The sequence below is a fragment of the Streptomyces sp. NPDC046900 genome, from assembly GCF_040644975.1.
In the GTDB taxonomy this organism is placed as follows: domain Bacteria; phylum Actinomycetota; class Actinomycetes; order Streptomycetales; family Streptomycetaceae; genus Streptomyces.
The window spans coordinates 61,455-77,991 of the sequence record NZ_JBEYXD010000013.1; the positions used below are offsets into that span (position 1 = coordinate 61,455).

Annotated in this window: 16 protein-coding genes and 1 pseudogene; 13 read left to right on the forward strand and 4 right to left on the reverse strand. The window is 70.8% G+C overall.

What is annotated here, in order from left to right; all coding sequences use genetic code 11:
• Window position 1: 1 nt before the first annotated feature.
• Window positions 2-865, reverse strand: coding sequence for a LysR substrate-binding domain-containing protein (locus ABZ904_RS15725; protein WP_360998322.1), 864 nt, complete (start codon window positions 863-865; stop codon window positions 2-4).
• A gap of 142 nt (window positions 866-1,007) precedes the next feature.
• Here ABZ904_RS15725 and ABZ904_RS15730 point away from each other — a divergent pair, with 142 nt between their 5' ends.
• Complete coding sequence (locus tag ABZ904_RS15730) at window positions 1,008-2,048, forward strand: bile acid:sodium symporter family protein (protein WP_361823611.1); 1,041 nt, start codon at window positions 1,008-1,010, stop codon at window positions 2,046-2,048.
• An 81-nt stretch (window positions 2,049-2,129) separates the two neighbouring features.
• Entirely contained in the window at window positions 2,130-2,657 is a 528-nt protein-coding gene (locus ABZ904_RS15735; protein WP_359402284.1) for an isochorismatase family protein, read from the forward strand.
• 3 nt (window positions 2,658-2,660) lie between these two features.
• Here ABZ904_RS15735 and ABZ904_RS15740 read toward each other — a convergent pair whose 3' ends face one another.
• Window positions 2,661-3,380: an SDR family oxidoreductase gene (locus ABZ904_RS15740; RefSeq protein WP_359402287.1), complete on the reverse strand. Its 720-nt coding sequence runs from the start codon at window positions 3,378-3,380 to the stop codon at window positions 2,661-2,663.
• Between the two features lie 145 nt (window positions 3,381-3,525).
• On the opposite strand from ABZ904_RS15740, the gene ABZ904_RS15745 reads away from it, so the two are divergent.
• On the forward strand, window positions 3,526-4,341 hold the full coding sequence (locus tag ABZ904_RS15745) for a LysR substrate-binding domain-containing protein (protein WP_361823615.1): 816 nt from the start codon (window positions 3,526-3,528) through the stop codon (window positions 4,339-4,341).
• A gap of 70 nt (window positions 4,342-4,411) precedes the next feature.
• Here the strand turns inward: ABZ904_RS15745 and fdhD are convergent, their stop codons facing one another.
• Window positions 4,412-5,260, reverse strand: coding sequence for a formate dehydrogenase accessory sulfurtransferase FdhD (gene fdhD / locus ABZ904_RS15750; RefSeq protein ID WP_359402293.1), 849 nt, complete (start codon window positions 5,258-5,260; stop codon window positions 4,412-4,414).
• Window positions 5,261-5,267: 7 nt separating this feature from the next.
• A pseudogene (locus ABZ904_RS15755) lies at window positions 5,268-5,478 on the reverse strand (Fe-S-binding domain-containing protein); the annotation flags it as partial.
• A 228-nt stretch (window positions 5,479-5,706) separates the two neighbouring features.
• On the opposite strand from ABZ904_RS15755, the gene ABZ904_RS15760 reads away from it, so the two are divergent.
• The 10 genes from ABZ904_RS15760 to ABZ904_RS15805 all read left to right on the forward strand — a co-directional run bounded on the left by ABZ904_RS15760 (window position 5,707) and on the right by ABZ904_RS15805 (window position 16,439).
• Window positions 5,707-7,032: an OFA family MFS transporter gene (locus ABZ904_RS15760; RefSeq protein ID WP_359402296.1), complete on the forward strand. Its 1,326-nt coding sequence runs from the start codon at window positions 5,707-5,709 to the stop codon at window positions 7,030-7,032.
• Entirely contained in the window at window positions 7,007-7,171 is a 165-nt protein-coding gene (locus tag ABZ904_RS15765; protein WP_359402298.1) for a hypothetical protein, read from the forward strand. Before ABZ904_RS15760 ends, ABZ904_RS15765 begins: the two co-directional genes overlap by 26 nt.
• Before the next feature lie 159 nt (window positions 7,172-7,330).
• Window positions 7,331-8,278, forward strand: coding sequence for a beta-ketoacyl-ACP synthase III (locus ABZ904_RS15770; protein ID WP_359402301.1), 948 nt, complete (start codon window positions 7,331-7,333; stop codon window positions 8,276-8,278).
• Window positions 8,279-8,406: 128 nt separating this feature from the next.
• A complete protein-coding gene (locus tag ABZ904_RS15775; RefSeq protein ID WP_359402304.1) occupies window positions 8,407-9,084 on the forward strand; it encodes a GntR family transcriptional regulator in 678 nt (225 codons plus the stop codon).
• Window positions 9,085-9,259: 175 nt separating this feature from the next.
• On the forward strand, window positions 9,260-10,441 hold the full coding sequence (locus ABZ904_RS15780; RefSeq protein WP_359402307.1) for an ROK family transcriptional regulator: 1,182 nt from the start codon (window positions 9,260-9,262) through the stop codon (window positions 10,439-10,441).
• A gap of 88 nt (window positions 10,442-10,529) precedes the next feature.
• A complete protein-coding gene (locus ABZ904_RS15785; protein ID WP_359402310.1) occupies window positions 10,530-12,047 on the forward strand; it encodes a sugar ABC transporter ATP-binding protein in 1,518 nt (505 codons plus the stop codon).
• The gene (locus tag ABZ904_RS15790) at window positions 12,044-13,063 is read left to right on the forward strand and encodes an ABC transporter permease (protein ID WP_359402313.1); all 1,020 of its coding nucleotides are present in this window, start codon (window positions 12,044-12,046) and stop codon (window positions 13,061-13,063) included. Before ABZ904_RS15785 ends, ABZ904_RS15790 begins: the two co-directional genes overlap by 4 nt.
• A 17-nt stretch (window positions 13,064-13,080) precedes the next feature.
• Complete coding sequence (locus ABZ904_RS15795; protein ID WP_361823623.1) at window positions 13,081-14,121, forward strand: substrate-binding domain-containing protein; 1,041 nt, start codon at window positions 13,081-13,083, stop codon at window positions 14,119-14,121.
• A 97-nt stretch (window positions 14,122-14,218) separates the two neighbouring features.
• On the forward strand, window positions 14,219-15,427 hold the full coding sequence (locus ABZ904_RS15800; RefSeq protein WP_359402319.1) for a Gfo/Idh/MocA family oxidoreductase: 1,209 nt from the start codon (window positions 14,219-14,221) through the stop codon (window positions 15,425-15,427).
• 13 nt (window positions 15,428-15,440) lie between these two features.
• Complete coding sequence (locus tag ABZ904_RS15805) at window positions 15,441-16,439, forward strand: sugar phosphate isomerase/epimerase family protein (RefSeq protein WP_359402322.1); 999 nt, start codon at window positions 15,441-15,443, stop codon at window positions 16,437-16,439.
• Window positions 16,440-16,537 lie beyond the last annotated feature (98 nt).

Consider the following 16,537-nt stretch of genomic DNA (forward strand, 5'->3'; position numbering starts at 1 on the left):
GTCAGCGACCGTGCAGCCGGTCCCCGCCGGCCAGGATCGCCGACGACAGTGCCTCGGCCGCGTGGCGGGCCGGGCCCGGGCGCTCTCCGTGCACCAGGACGAAGTCGACCTCGCCCAGGTCGGGCAGGCCCGCGCGCTCCGGGACGCGCACCAGGCCCGGTGGCACCAGCCCCCGGGAGTGCGCCATCACGCCGAGACCGGCTCGCGCCGCCGCGATCAGGCCGTTGAGGCTGCCGCTCGTGCAGACGATGCGCCAGGCGCGGCCCTGTTCCTCCAGTGCCGCGAGAGCCCGGGCGCGGGTGATGCCCGGCGGTGGATAGACGATCAGCGGAACCGGGCGGTCGGGGTCAAGGCGCAGCCGCTCCGCGCCGATCCACACCAGTCTGTCGTGCCGGACCAGCTCACCGCGCGGGTCCTGAGGCCGCCGCTTGGCGAGCACCAGGTCGAGCCGGCCGGCCGCGAGCTGTTCGTGCAGCGTGCCCGAGAGCTCGACCGTCAGCTCCAGGTCCACCTCGGGGTGGTCGTACCGGAAGCGCTCCAGGATCTCGGGCAGACGGGTCAGTACGAAGTCCTCCGAGGCCCCGAACCGCAGCCGCCCGCGCGGCCGTGTCCCGGTGAAGAAGGCGGTCGCCTGCTCGTGGACCTCGAGGATGCGCCGGGCGAAGCCGAGCATCGCCTCGCCGTCCTCGGTCAGCTCCACGGAGTGGGTGTCCCGGGAGAACAGCTGCCGGCCGGCCGCCTCCTCCAGCCGCCGTACGTGCTGGCTCACCGTCGACTGGCGCACGCCGAGCCGCCGAGCAGCCTGCGTGAAGCTGAGCGTCTGGGAGACGGCCAGGAAGGTACGCAGCTGGGAGGGGTCGTACATGCCTCAAGGTTATCGGGGAACGTGATGACAGTCAGAGCGGTATGTGGGATTCCCGATCGCGGGCCGGAGGAGGAGCATGGGGAGGTCACGTCCGTGCCCGGCACGGACGAACAGCGAACGCACAGCGAAGCAATGGAGCACAGTGAAACGCCTGCACTGGCCGCGTCGGATGCCCGTCGACCCGTACATCCTCCTGTTGCTGGGGACCGTGGGTGTAGCGGCCCTGTTCCCGGCGCGGGGCACGATGGCCGATGTCGCGTCGGGCGCCTCCACCACGGCGATCGCGTTCCTCTTCTTCCTGTACGGGGCCCGGCTCTCCACCCATGAGGCCCTGGCGGGGCTGCGGCACTGGCGGCTCCACACCACCGTGCTGGTCTGCACCTTCGTGATCTTCCCGTTGCTGGGTCTCGCCGCACGCGGTCTGGTGCCCGTGCTCCTGACGGACAACCTCTACACCGGGCTGCTCTTCCTCACCCTCGTCCCGTCGACCATCCAGTCGTCGATCGCCTTCACCTCGATCGCACGCGGCAATGTGCCCGCCGCCATCTGCGCGGGCTCCTTCTCCTCCCTCGCCGGCATCGTCATCACCCCGCTGCTCGCGGCGGCCCTGCTCGGCAACAGCGGCGGCGGCTTCTCCGCGGACTCGCTCGTCAAGATCGTGCTCCAGCTGCTGGTGCCGTTCCTCGCGGGCCAGGTGCTCAGGCGCTGGATCGGCGGCTTCATCACCCGGCACAAGAAGGTTCTCGGCCTCGTCGACCGCGGCTCGATCCTGCTGGTCGTCTACACCGCCTTCAGCGAAGGCGTGGTCCAGGGCGTCTGGCACCAGGTGAGCCCGCTGCGGCTGGGCGGCCTGCTCGTCGTGGAGGGTGCGGTGCTCGCCGCGATGCTCGCCCTGACCTGGTACGGCGGCCAGGCGCTGGGCTTCGGCCGCGAGGACCGCATCGCCATCCAGTTCGCCGGGTCCAAGAAGTCCCTCGCCTCGGGCCTGCCCATGGCGAGCGTCCTCTTCGGCGCGCACGCCTCACTGGCCGTCCTGCCGCTGATGCTCTTCCACCAGATGCAGCTCATGGTCTGCGCCGTCATCGCCAAGCGCCGCTCCAGTGACCCCCAGCTGCGGGAGGCCGGCACCCGGACCGTCCCGGTGTCACGTACGGCGGTCGGTACGGGGACGCGCTCCGGCTGAGGGATCCGTTCGCGACCCGTTCACGGGCCCGTCGATCCGGATTTCCGGTACGAACGGGTGATGGGGGTTTAACGTTCCGTCATGACCGCACCCCACGCACTTGATCCCGCGCGCAGCGCCCTCGTGCTCGTCGATCTGATGGACCGCATCGTCGCCCTGCCGCTGGAGCCCCGCAAGGGCACCGAAGTCCTCGCCACGGCCGAGGAACTGGCGGCCGCGTTCCGCTCGGCCGGCGCCCTTGTCGTCCTGATCCGGGTCGAGCGTCCCTCGGTCGCCGAACAGCCGCCCGGCAGCGGACTGGTGCCCGGCCTGCTCCGGGAGGGCGACCTGGAGGTGGTGAAGCGGACCATCGGCGGCTTCCAGGGCACGGGCCTGGACGAAAGACTGCGCGAGCGGGGCATCACCACCGTGGTGCTCGGCGGTATCGCCACCAACCTGGGCGTCGAGTCCACCGCCCGCGCCGCCGCGGACCTCGGGTACGACCTCGTCTTCGTTCAGGACGCCATGAGCGCGTTCACCGCCGCTGAGCACGATGCGTCCGTCAGGCTCGACTTCCCGCGGCTGGGATCGGTCGTGACCGCCGCGCAGCTGCGCCTCACCCGCGGCTGACCGTCACACCAGCACCCCGCCGCCGTCCACGACCACCACGGACCCGGTGCTGTAGCCGCCGCGCATCAAGTACAGGTACGCCTCGGCGATGTCGGCGGGCTCGCCCACCCGGCCGACGGGGAGTGACGCCGCGGAGGACTCGAACAGCCCGCTCTGTTCGTCCTGCGGCAGCTCCCGCCACACGTCGGTGCGGACCACGCCGGGTGACACCGCGTTGACCCGGATCGGGGCCAGCTCCAGGGCCAGTGCCCGGGTGAGCGACTCCATCGCACCGCACAGGCTCGCCGCGACGGTGGAGCCGGGCAGCGGCCGGCGCCCCGCGGTCCCGGTGGTGAGCACCACGGAACCGCCCTTGCGGATAAACGACACGCCATGCTTGACGGCCGTGTAGGCGCCCCACAGCCGGGTGTCGAGAAAGCGCTTGGCCCGTGCCAGTTCGGAGTCCGCGAGGCTCTCCAGCAGCAGCGACTCGCCGGCGGTGTAGACCAGGTGGTCGAATGCGCCGATCTCCTGGAAGAAGTCGCGCACCGCGTCCTCCTCGCTCGCGTCGAGCAGCCGTCCCGTGGCGCCCTGCGGCAGCCGCTGCAGAGCCGCGTCCACGCTCTGCTGCCGGCGCGAGGCGACCACCACCTCCGCACCCTCCCGCGCGGCCCCTTCCGCGACCGCCAGTCCGATGCCGGACGTACCGCCGATCACGATGATCCGCTGTCCTTGCAGGCTCATACCGATGTCCCTTTCACGCTGGTGCGGCGCCACTCCGGTGCCACGTGATCCAGCCTGCGGCCGCGGTCCCCCGGCCGTCCAAGACCTCTTTCGGCTGCGGCGATACCCTGAAGGCATCGCCACCCGTACGACGGAAGGGGCGGCCATGGATCTCGACCTGCGGAAGGTCCGCTACTTCACGGCGGTCGCCGAACAGCTGCACTTCGGGCGCGCGGCCGAGAGCCTGCACATCGCGCAGCCCGTGCTGAGCCGTCAGATCAGGGCCCTGGAGAAGGACTTGGACGCCCGCCTCTTCGAACGGGACAGCCACGGGGTGACGCTGACGTCGGCGGGTCGGCAACTCCTCGACGACGCACGCCATCTGCTGGCGACCGCGGACGCCACCCGGCGCCGGGTGCTCAGGGCGGCCCGGGGACCGCGCCGTCTCGTCGTCGGGTTCCGGGCGGGCGTCGTCGTCACCGGCGCACTGCGCGCCTTCGGTGCCGCGCACCCGGACGTCGAGGTCAAGGCGCGCCGCATCGAGTGGGACGACCAGGAGCAGCTGGTCCTGGACGGGACGGTGGACCTCGCGTATGTCCGACGGCCCATCCGCGAGCAGGGCCTGACGCTCGTTCCGCTGTTCAGCGAGAGTCGTGTGGCGATGCTGCCCGGCGACCACCGGCTCGCCGGCAAGCGGGAGCTGGTCCTGGCCGATCTGGAGGGCGAGCAGTGGCTGCGCTACTCCGACCCGGGGCCGGACGATCTGCCGATCCGGACCATCGAGGAGAAGTTCGAGTGCGTGGCGGCGGGTACCGGCATCACGCTCGTACCGCAGTCGGTCGCCGAACAGTACTCCCGCCCGGACATCGCGTACGTGCCGGTGCTCGACGCCGAGCCCGACCAGGTGTTCCTCGCCTGGGAGGCGGGGCGTGGAGCACCGCTGATCTCGCACTTCGCCCGGATCGCACAGGAACAGGGCTGAGGCGGGGCCCCTGCGGCGCAGGGGGCGCTCCCCGCCGTTCGGGGCCCCGCCGCCGTGACGCGGGAACCGGTCAGCCCTGCGTGGCCACGGCCCGCAGGGCGATGCGGTCCTCGCCCGCGTACACGTTCATGGAGCTGCCCCGCAGGAAGCCCACCAGGGTCAGACCCGTCTCCGCGGCCAGGTCGACCGCCAGGGAGGAGGGCGCCGAGACCGCCGCCAGCACCGGAATGCCGGCCATCACCGCCTTCTGCGCCAGTTCGAAGGAGGCCCGGCCCGAGACCAGGAGGACGGCGCGGGACAGCGGCAGGTCCCCGTTCTGCAGGGCGCGGCCGACCAGTTTGTCGACGGCGTTGTGCCGCCCGACGTCCTCGCGGATGTCGAGCAGTTCGCCGTTCTCGGTGAACAGGGCCGCCGCGTGCAGACCCCCGGTCCGGTCGAAGACCCGCTGGGCGGCCCGAAGCCGGTCGGGGAGGCCGGCGAGCAATTCGGGATCCAGCCGGACCGGGGGAGTGTCGGCGATGGGCCAGCGCGCCGTCGTACGGACCGCGTCCAGGCTCGCCTTGCCGCACAGCCCGCAGGACGAGGTGGTGTAGACGTTGCGCTCCAGGGTGATGTCAGGGATCGCCACGCCGGGGGCGGTCCTCACGTCCACCACGTTGTACGTGTTCGAACCGTCCGCGGTGGCCCCCGCGCAGTAGACGATGTTCAGCAGCTCCGACGCGGTCGCGAGGACGCCTTCGCTCACCAGGAAGCCGGCGGCGAGCGCGAAGTCGTCGCCGGGCGTGCGCATGGTGATCGCGAGCGGCTTGCCGTTCAGCCGGATCTCCAGCGGTTCCTCGGCCACGAGGGTGTCCGGGCGGGAGGACACGGCTCCGTCCCGGATGCGGATCACCTTGCGTCGTTCCGTGACTCGTCCCATGTCCTGATCAGCCCCGGTTCTGTAGGTGCTGGTGGCCGAATCGGCCCTTGCTGCCGAGGTCGCCGCCGGTCACGGTTGTTGTGCCCCGGGGTGACCTCGACGACCTCATTGTCCTGCACGTACGGGGAGAGGTCGCGGCCCACTCCGCACGCGGCGCACACCGTGGTGGTCTGCGGCCCAGCCGGCTCGTCCCAGGTACCCGCCGCACGGATGTCGAACGTCCACCGGGGGACAGTCCGTTCGGTCGTGCGGGTGCCGCGGAGATATGGAGTGCCGAACCTTGTCGGCGCAATACTGTCTACAGTATGGAACTTGCGGCGGCAAGAGTCCGCGGAGCATCCAGGAACGGCCGGCCATGACCGTTCGGCGCACACTGGATACCGCTCACCGCATACGGTCGACGCGAAGGTTCTCAACTCCGCCTCGCCTGCGTACCGTTCGGGATCATGAGTCCCCCGGTCGCTCCCCCGGGATGGAGCCGTTGGCTGGTCCCGCCCGCCGCTCTGTCCGTCCATCTCTCCATCGGCCAGGCCTACGCCTGGAGTGTGTTCAAGCCGCCTCTCGAATCCGCGCTCCACCTCGACGGCACCGAGAGCGCGCTGCCCTTCCAGCTCGCCATCGTGATGCTCGGTCTGTCGGCCGCGTTCGGTGGCACGCTCGTCGAGCGCAAAGGGCCGCGCTGGGCGATGACCGTGGCCCTGATCTGCTTCTCGTCGGGCTTCCTGATCTCGGCGCTCGGCGCGCGGACCGAGCAGTACTGGCTGATCGTCCTCGGCTACGGCTTCGTCGGCGGCATCGGTCTCGGCATCGGCTACATCTCGCCCGTCTCCACGCTGATCAAGTGGTTCCCGGACCGGCCCGGCATGGCCACGGGCATCGCCATCATGGGCTTCGGCGGCGGCGCGCTGATCGCCTCGCCCTGGTCGGCGCAGATGCTGGAGTCGTTCGGCACCGGCCACTCCGGGATCGCGCTCGCCTTCCTCGTGCACGGGCTGTCGTACGCCGTCTTCATGCTGCTCGGCGTCCTGCTGGTGCGAGTGCCGCGCACCGAGCGGCCGGTCGAGTCCGGGCCGAGCGCCGTCGAGGGCGTGCAGGTCTCCGCGCGCAGCGCCGTGCGCACCCCGCAGTTCTGGTGTCTGTGGATCGTGCTCTGCATGAACGTGACCGCCGGGATCGGCATCCTGGAGAAGGCCGCTCCGATGATCACGGACTTCTTCGCGGACACCTCCACCCCCGTGTCGGTCTCCGCTGCCGCCGGCTTCGTCGCCCTGCTGTCGGCGGCCAACATGGCGGGCCGTATCGGCTGGTCCTCGACCTCCGACCTGATCGGGCGCAAGAACATCTACCGCGTCTACCTGGGGGTCGGCGCGCTCATGTACCTGGTCATCGCCTCGTTCGGCGACTCGTCGAAGCCGCTGTTCATCCTGTGCGCGCTGGTGATCCTCTCCTTCTACGGCGGTGGCTTCGCGACGATCCCCGCGTATCTGAAGGACCTCTTCGGGACCTACCAGGTCGGCGCGATCCACGGTCGGCTGCTCACCGCCTGGTCCACCGCCGGTGTCCTCGGCCCGCTGATCGTGAACTGGATCGCCGACCACCAGGAGGCGGCGGGCAAGCACGGATCGGCCCTCTACGGCCTGTCGTTCATGATCATGATCGGGCTGCTCGTCATCGGTTTCGTCGCCAACGAGCTGGTCCGCCCCGTCCACCCCCGCCACCACATCCCCGCACCGAAGGAGGCCGCCGATGGCCGGCGAGAGCAGCCCGCCTGAGACGCCCCCCGCCGCGCCTGACCTGGGCGGGGGCGGCCGCACCGCATTGATCCTCTTCTCCTGGCTGTGGGTGGGCGCGCCCCTGTGCTACGGCCTCTACGAGCTCGTCCTGAAGGCCAGGCAGCTGTTCACAGGATGAGTTCCGTACGGCAGGACAGGAGATGCCCAGGCGTCCAGGGGTCTGCGGGAAGCCGACAACGCGGGCGCCCCATTCCTGTCGCTTTGCATGACGTCGTACTCGCCGGTCACTGATCAGACTGGTGGATCCCGCTAAGCACGGCAACGAGGGGATCCGCCCATGAACGGCTCGCGCATCGCCGCCGTCGGTCATTACCAGCCCGCCAAGGTGCTCACCAACGAGGACCTGGCGGGCATGGTCGACACGAGCGACGAGTGGATCAGGACCCGGGTGGGCATCCGGACCCGCCACATCGCGGGGGCCGACGAGCCCGTCGACGAACTCGCCGGGCACGCCGCCGCCAAGGCGCTCGCCGCCGCGGGGCTGGCACCGGGCGACATCGACCTGGTCGTGGTCGCCACCTCCACCGCCGTCGACCGCTCGCCGAACACCGCCGCCCGCGTCGCCGCCCGGCTCGGCATTCCGTCCCCCGCGGCCATGGACGTCAACGTCGTCTGCGCCGGCTTCACTCATGCGCTGGCCACCGCCGACCACGCCGTGCGAGCGGGCGCGGCCACCCGGGCGTTGGTCGTCGGCGCCGACAAGATGTCCTACGTGACGGACTGGACCGACCGTACGACGTGTGTGCTGGTCGGGGACGGTGCCGGGGCCGCCGTCGTCGAGACCTGCCCTCCGGGCGAGGAGCCGGGGGTCGGCCCGGTGCTGTGGGGCTCGGTGCCCGAGATGGGGCACGCGGTGCGGATCGAGGGCACGCCTCCGCGGTTCGCGCAGGAGGGGCAGAGCGTCTACCGGTGGGCGACCAACCAGCTGCCGCCCATCGCGCGCCAGGTCTGCGAGCGGTCCGGGATCGCGCCGGAGGACCTCGCCGCGGTCGTGCTGCACCAGGCCAACCTGCGCATCATCGAGCCGCTCGCCGAGAAGCTTGGCGCCGTCAACGCGGTCGTGGCGCGCGATGTGTCCGAGTCCGGCAACACATCGGCGGCGAGCATCCCGCTCGCGCTGTCCAAGCTCATGGAGCGCGGGCAGATCTCGACGGGCGACCGGGTGCTGCTGTTCGGCTTCGGCGGGAACCTGTCGTACGCGGGGCAGGTCGTCCGCTGCCCGTGAGCAGCCCGAAAAGGGCGGTGTGAGAAGTCCAACTCGCCCAGCCCCTGGCCATGGTGCGCCGTAGACTGTAGACGAAAGACACTGGCAGTCAGGCTACTGCGCTGCCGTTGCCCTGGAGGGGGACCGCGATGTTGTCGACAGGACTGCCGCACGGGTCGGTGCCCAAACTCGAGCGGCCCGGCCCGCTGCGCGACCGGGTCTACGAGGCGCTGCTCGAACTCATCACCACCCGCGCCCTTCAGCCCGGCCAGCACCTCGTCGAGAGCGAACTGGCCGGGCATCTCGGCGTCTCCCGGCAGCCGGTGCGCGAGGCCCTGCAGCGGCTGAACACGGAAGGGTGGGTCGATCTGCGGCCGGCCCAGGGCGCGTTCGTCCATGAGCCCACGGAGGAGGAAGCCGACCAGCTCCTGACCGTGCGCACGCTGCTGGAGGCCGAGGCCGCCCGGCTCGCCGCCGCCAACGCGGGCAGCGCAGGGATCTCGGCCCTCGAAGAGCTGTGTGCGGAGGGCGAGCGTGCCGTCGCCGCCGACGACGTCGACGGGGCCGTAGCGATGAACGCCCGTTTCCACACGAAGGTGATGGAGCTGGCGGGCAACGCGGTGCTCGCCGAACTCGCCGCGCAGGTCGACCGCCGGGTGCGGTGGTACTACACGCCGATCGCCCGTCAGCGCGGACAGCAGTCCTGGGTCGAGCACCGCGCACTGATAGCGGCGATCGCGGACCGCGACGAGCAGCTCGCCACCCAGCTGATGCGCGAGCACACCGAGCACACGCGGCGGTCGTACCACGCGCGGCCGAAGTCCTGAATTCCGGTCTCTCCAGGCCAGGGCGGCACTGCCGGTTCTTCTTTGTCCTGTGAGTGGAGAAAGTCGGCACGAATTCGTGCACAGCTTCTTCCCAGGTTCGGCAGTCACTGCTACGTTCCCCTCGAAAGCACGACAGCGACAGCCGATTCGAGGCGGGGAGGGGCTTGTGAGACGTATGACGGCACGACCTGCCAACGCCCACCAGGCCCGAGTGCTCAAGCTGTTGCGCGACGGTGGTCCCAACTCCCGTGCACAGCTGGGCGATCAGATCGACCTGTCGCGTTCCAAGCTCGCCGTGGAAGTGGAACGGCTGCTCGAGACGGGCCTCGTCGTCGCCGACGGGCTCGCCGCCTCGCGCGGCGGACGCCGCTCCCACAACATCCGGCTCGCCCCGAACCTGCGGTTCCTCGGTGTCGACATCGGCGCGACCTCGGTCGACGTCGCGGTCACCAACGCGGAGCTGGAGGTCCTCGGTCACCTCAACCAGCCCATGGACGTGCGCGAGGGACCGGTCGCGGTCTTCGAGCAAGTCCTGTCCATGGCGGCGAAGTTGAGAGCGACGGGGCTCGCGGAGGGGTTCGACGGCGCCGGCATCGGCGTCCCGGGCCCGGTCCGCTTCCCCGAGGGTGTCCCCGTGGCGCCCCCGATCATGCCGGGCTGGGACGGCTTCCCGGTGCGGGAGGCGCTCAGCCAGGAACTCGGCTGCCCGGTCATGCTCGACAACGACGTGAACCTGATGGCGCTGGGGGAGCAGCACGCGGGCGTCGCACGCTCCGTGGGCGACTTCCTCTGCATCAAGATCGGTACCGGCATCGGCTGCGGCATCGTCGTCGGCGGTGAGGTCCACCGCGGAGTGACGGGCAGCGCGGGCGACATCGGGCACATCCAGGCCGTGCCCGACGGACGCCCGTGCGCCTGCGGCAACCGGGGCTGCCTGGAGGCCCACTTCAGCGGCGCGGCCCTCGCCCGCGACGCGCTGGAGGCGGCCCAGCAGGGCCTGTCGGCGGAGCTCGCGACCCGGCTGGAGACGAACGGCGGCCTCACCGCCGTCGACGTCGCCGCCGCGGCCGCCGCGGGCGACGCCACCTCGCTCGACCTCATCCGGGAGGGCGGCACCCGCACGGGCCAGGTCATCGCCGGGCTCGTCTCCTTCTTCAACCCCGGCCTGGTGGTGATCGGCGGCGGGGTGACCGGCCTCGGCCACACCCTGCTCGCCGCGATCCGCACTCAGGTCTACCGTCAGTCTCTGCCCCTGGCGACGGGCAACCTGCCCATCGTGCTGGGGGAGTTGGGGCCGAACGCCGGCGTCATCGGCGCGGCCCGCCTGATCAGCGACCATCTGTTCTCACCCGCGTAGCCGCACCTTCCACCAGCGCCGCCCCCGCACAGCACGCTGCTCCGCCCTGCCCTGACACCGGCCCGCACGCCCGCCGAGGGGAACCCACATGGCACCAGAACCACCGCTGCTCAGCATGTCCGGCATCACCAAGTCGTTCCCCGGCGTCCGGGCCCTCGACGGCGTCGACCTCGACGTCCAGGCCGGTGAAGTGCACTGCCTGCTCGGCCAGAACGGGGCCGGCAAGTCCACGCTCATCAAGGTCCTGGCCGGTGCCCACCAGCCGGACACCGGCACCATCCGCTGGCTCGGCGAGGATGTCACCCTGCGCTCGCCGATCGCCGCCATGCGTCTCGGCATCGCCACCATCTACCAGGAACTCGACCTGGTGGAGCACCTGTCGGTCGCCGAGAACGTCCACCTCGGTCATGAACCCACGGCCGCCGGCTTCGTCGTACGGGGGAAGGCCGCACGCGCTTCAACTGCCCAGCTCCTCAAGCGACTCGGCCACTCGGAGATCGATCCGACCCGGCTCGTGGGGCAGTTGTCGGCAGCGCAGCAGCAGATCGTCTCCATGGCGCGGGCGCTCTCCCACGACGTCCGGCTCATCGTGATGGACGAGCCGTCCGCCGCCCTCGACCCGGACGAGGTCGACAACCTCTTCCGCATCGTCGGCGACCTGACCGCGGAGGGTGTGGCGGTCGTCTACATCTCGCACCGCCTGGAGGAGATCCGCCGCATCGGGGACCGCGTGACGGTGCTCAAGGACGGGCGGGCGGTCGCGGGAGGACTTCCCGCCAAGAGCACACCGACCCGCGAGGTCGTGGCGCTGATGACGGGACGCAACGTGGAGTACGTCTTCCCCGAACGGCCGGTGTCCGCGCCGGGCGCCGCACCGGTCCTCGAGGTACGAGGCCTCGCCCGGGACGGTGAGTTCGAGGCCCTCGACCTCACGGTCCGGCCCGGCGAGATCGTCGGGCTCGCCGGACTCGTCGGCTCGGGTCGCTCCGAGATCCTGGAGACGATCTACGGCGCCCGCAAGCCCACCGCCGGTCAGGTCCTCGTCGACGGACGCCCGTTGCGGCCGGGCAGCGTGCGCTCGGCGGTCCGCGCCGGACTCGGGCTCGCGCCCGAGGAACGCAAGGCGCAGGCCCTGCTGATGCTGGAGTCCGTCACCCGCAACGTATCCGTCTCCACGCTGTCCCGCTTCTCGCGCGGCGGCTGGATCGACCGGCGCGCCGAGAGCGGGGCGGCCCGCGCGGCCACCCGTGAACTGTCTCTGCGCCCCGACAACCCCGCCGTGCCCGTGCGCACGCTCTCCGGCGGCAACCAGCAGAAGGCCGTCCTGGCCCGCTGGCTGCTGCGCGGCTGCCGCGTCCTGCTGCTCGACGAGCCGACCCGGGGCGTCGACGTCGGCGCCCGCGCCGAGCTGTACGCGGTGGTCCGCCGGCTCGCCGACGAGGGCCTCGCCGTGCTGCTGGTCTCCAGCGAGGTCCCGGAGGTGCTCGGCCTCGCCGACCGCGTGCTGGTACTGCGCGAGGGGCGCGTCGTACACGAGGCGCACGCCCGCGAGCTGGACGAACACCGTGTACTCGACCTCGTCATGGAAGGAAGCCCGGCGTCATGACGCAGCACGTCTCCCCGCCGCGGGGCAGCGCCGACAAGGTGCCGTTGACCGACCAACTCTCCGCTTGGCGCACCCTGTTGGGCCGCGCCGACGTCCGTACCCTGTCGCTCCTCGGCGTGCTCGCCGCGCTGGTGCTGATCGGCGGCGTCACCAAGCCCGACGAGTTTCTCGACACCCGCAACCTCCAACTCGTTCTCACCCAGGCCTCGGTGATCGGCGTCGTCACGGTCGGCATGACCTTCGTCATCACCTCCGGCGGCATCGACCTGTCGGTGGGCGCGATCGTCGCCCTCTCGTCGGTGTGGGCGACCACGGTGGCCACGCAGGAGTACGGCTTCGCGGGCATCCTGTTCACCGCGGTGATCGTCGGCGTGGGCTGCGGCCTCGTCAACGGACTGCTCGTCGCGTACGGCGGCATGGTGCCGTTCATCGCCACGCTCGCCATGCTCGCCTCGGCGCGCGGGCTCGCCCTGCAGATCACCGACGGCAAGACGCAGATCGTCACGGTCGACGGGATCCTGAACCTCGGCGAGCGTGACTCGTACGTCCTCGGCATCCCGCCGCTCGTTCTCGTCTTCGCGGTCGTGACGGTCATCGGCTGGCTCGTGCTCAACCGCACCACCTTCGGTCGGCGCACGGTCGCCGTCGGCGGCAACGCGGAGGCGGCCCGGCTCGCCGGCATCGACGTACGGCGCCAGCGGCTGTATCTGTACCTGCTGTCGGGTCTGTGCTGCGGGATCGCCGCCTTCCTGCTGATCATCCTGTCAGGCTCCGGCCAGAACACCAACGGCAACCTCTACGAACTCGACGCCATCGCCGCCGCGATCATCGGCGGCACCCTGCTCAGCGGGGGCCGCGGCACCATCACCGGCTCCGTGCTCGGCGTCCTGATCTTCACCACGATCACCAACATCTTCGCCCTGAACAACCTGCAGAGCGACGTTCAGCAGATTGCCAAGGGCGCGATCATCGTCGCCGCCGTGCTGGTCCAGCGCCGCACCGCAAGCACGACCTGAGGAAAGGGTTCACCGACATGTCACACCTCACCAGTCGCAGAGGACTGCTCTTCGGGACCGCCGCCGTCTCGGCCGGTGCCCTCCTCGCAGGTTGCACAAGCAACGACAACAAGGACGAGAAGCCCACCGCGAACGACCAGCCGGCCGCCGCCGACAAGCCCGGCAAGCACGTCACCATCGGCTTCGCCGGACCGCAGGCCGACCACGGCTGGCTCAACGCCATCAACGACAACGCCAAGAACCGGGCCAAGAAGTACTCGGACGTCTCCCTGGAGATCACCGAGGGCTCCAACGACACGGCCGCGCAGATCGGCCAGATCGAGACCCTGATCAACAAGAAGGTCGACGTGCTGGTCGTGCTGCCTGCCGACGGCAAGGCCCTCACCCAGGTCGGCCTCAAGGCGATGCGCGCCGGCATCCCGGTGATCAACCTGGACCGGGTCTTCAACACCCCCCAGGCCTACCGGTGCTGGATCGGCGGCGACAACTACGGCATGGGCCTCAACGCCGGGACGTACATCGGCGAGAAGCTCAAGGGCAAGGCGAACGCCCGCGTCATCGAACTCGCCGGGATCGACAACCTGGAGCTGACCAGGCAGCGCACCCAGGGCTTCGACGACGCGCTGAAGAACTACCCCAACATCAAGAAGGTCGCCCGCCAGGCGGCTGAGTTCACGGTCGAGTCCGGCCAGGCCAAGATGGCCCAACTCCTGCAGGCTCAGCCGAAGTTCGACGCCCTGTGGAACCACGATGACGACCAGGGCGTGGGCGCGCTGCGGGCCATCGAGCAGGCCGGCCGGGACGACTTCCTGATGGTCGGCGGGGCCGGGGCGCTCTCCGCGTTCCAGGCGATCAAGCAGGACAACGGTGTGCTCAAGGCGACCGTGCTCTACCCGCCGACGATGGCCGCCTCCGCGATCGACCTCGCCCGCGCGCTCGGCCAGGCCAAGGGCATCGGCGGTCTCGCGGAGTACGAGATCCCGGCGTCGATCACGCTCTACTCGGCTGTCGTCGACAAGGACAACGTCGTCCAGTACATGCCCACCGGCTTCCGCTGACCGGTTCCGCCCGCACCCCCCACGGCGCCCGCGCCCGGCCCGCGGACCGGACCCGGCGCGGTACGGCGCATCACCACGAGGACGAGGAGACATCCGTATGGGACAGCCGCAGCAGCCGGAAGGCACAGAGTCGGACAAGCCGCCCCTTCGGGTCGGCTTGGTCGGCTACGCCTTCATGGGCGCCGCCCACTCCCAGGGCTGGCGCACCGTGGGCCGCGTCTTCGACCTGCCGCTGCGGCCGGTCCTGGCCGCGATCTGTGGCCGCGACGGCGCCGCCGTGCGCGCGGCGGCCGACCGGCTCGGCTGGGCCACCGCAGAGACCGACTGGCGTGACCTCGTCGCCCGGGACGACATCGACCTCGTCGACATCTGCACCCCCGGTGACAGCCACGCGGAGATCGCGATCGCCGCGCTCGCGGCCGGCAAGCACGTCTTGTGCGAGAAGCCCCTCGCCAACACCGTCGAGGAGGCGACGGCGATGTCCGAGGCGGCCGAAGCGGCGCGAGAGCGCGGCCAGTCGGCGATGGTCGGCTTCAACTACCGCCGGCTGCCCGCCACCGCCTTCGCCCGGTACCTGGTCGCCGAGGGCAGGCTCGGCACCCTGCGGCACGTCCGGGTGACGTACCTGCAGGACTGGCTGGTCGACCCCGCCTTCCCGCTGACCTGGCGGCTGCGCAGGGACCAGGCCGGGTCGGGCTCGCTCGGCGACCTGGGTGCCCATATCGTCGATCTCGCCCAGTATCTGGCGGGGGAGCGGCTGGCCGGGGTCTCCGCGCTCACCGAGACCTTCGTCCGCGAACGCCCGCTGCCGGCCGGCCCAACCAGCGGCCTCGCCTCCGTGTCCGCCGCCGGCACCGGAGCGGTCACCGTGGACGACGCCGCCCTGTTCACCGGCCGTTTCGCCTCCGGCGCCCTCGCCTCCTTCGAGGCCACCCGGTACGCCACCGGACGCAAGAACGCCCTCCGCATCGAACTCAACGGCGAGCGCGGGTCGTTGGCCTTCGACCTGGAGCGGCTCAACGAGCTGTATTACCACGACGCCACCGAACCGGGCACGCACGCCGGGTTCCGCCGCATCCTCGTCACCGAACCCGACCACCCCTACCTGCACGCCTGGTGGCCCCCCGGCCACGGCCTCGGCTACGAGCACTCCTTCGTCCACCAGGCCCGCGACCTCGTGCACGCCATCGCCGAGGGCCGCGGTCCCGCCCCCTCCTTCGCCGACGGACTCCAGGTCCAGCGCGTCCTGGCCGCGGTCGAGGAGAGCGCCGAGAAGAACTCCGTTTACACGCCCGTCGCGGTCTGAGGAGGCCACGCGAATGCCGCGCAACTTCACGCTCTTCACCGGCCAGTGGGCCGACCTGCCGCTCGAGGAGGTCTGCCGCCTCGCCCGCGACTTCGGCTACGACGGACTCGAACTTGCGTGCTGGGGCGACCACTTCGAGGTCGACAAGGCTCTCGCGGACCCGTCGTACCTCAAGTCCCGCCACCAGCTCCTCGACACGTACGGCCTCAAGTGCTGGGCCATCTCCAACCACCTGGTCGGTCAGGCTGTGTGCGACGCCATCATCGACGAGCGGCACCGGGGCATCCTGCCCGACCGCATCTGGGGCGACGGCGACGCCGAAGGCGTACGCCGGCGGGCTGCCGCCGAGATCGCCGACACCGCACGCGCGGCGGCGGCCTTCGGCGTCGACACCGTCATCGGCTTCACCGGCTCCGCGATCTGGCACCTGGTCGCCATGTTCCCGCCCGCCCCCGAGGCGATGATCGAGCGCGGCTACGACGACTTCGCCGAGCGCTGGAACCCGATCCTCGACGTCTTCGACGCCGAGGGCGTGCGGTTCGCGCACGAGGTCCACCCCAGCGAGATCGCCTACGACTACTGGACGACCCAGCGCGCCCTCGCGGCCGTCGACCACCGGCCCGCCTTCGGTCTCAACTTCGACCCCTCCCACTTCGTGTGGCAGGACCTCGACCCCGTCGGCTTCCTGTGGGACTTCCGCGACCGCATCTACCACGTCGACTGCAAGGAGGCCCGCAAGCGCCTCGACGGACGCAACGGCCGCCTCGGCTCCCATCTGCCCTGGGGCGACCCGCGGCGCGGCTGGGACTTCGTGTCCGCGGGACACGGCGACGTCCCCTGGGAGGACGTCTTCCGGATGCTGCGCTCCATCGGCTACCAGGGCCCGATCTCCGTGGAGTGGGAGGACGCCGGCATGGACCGGCTGCAGGGCGCACCCGAGGCCCTGAATCGCCTCAAGGCGTTCGACTTCGAGCCCCCGACGGCCTCCTTCGACGCCGCGTTCGGCAACTGAGCCATGCGCGACCGCACCTGACTTTCGTCCGCTCTCCGGGATGACGGCGCATCCCGGCGCATGCACCCGCCCGTACAACCGGCCCCTTTCTGGAGGCA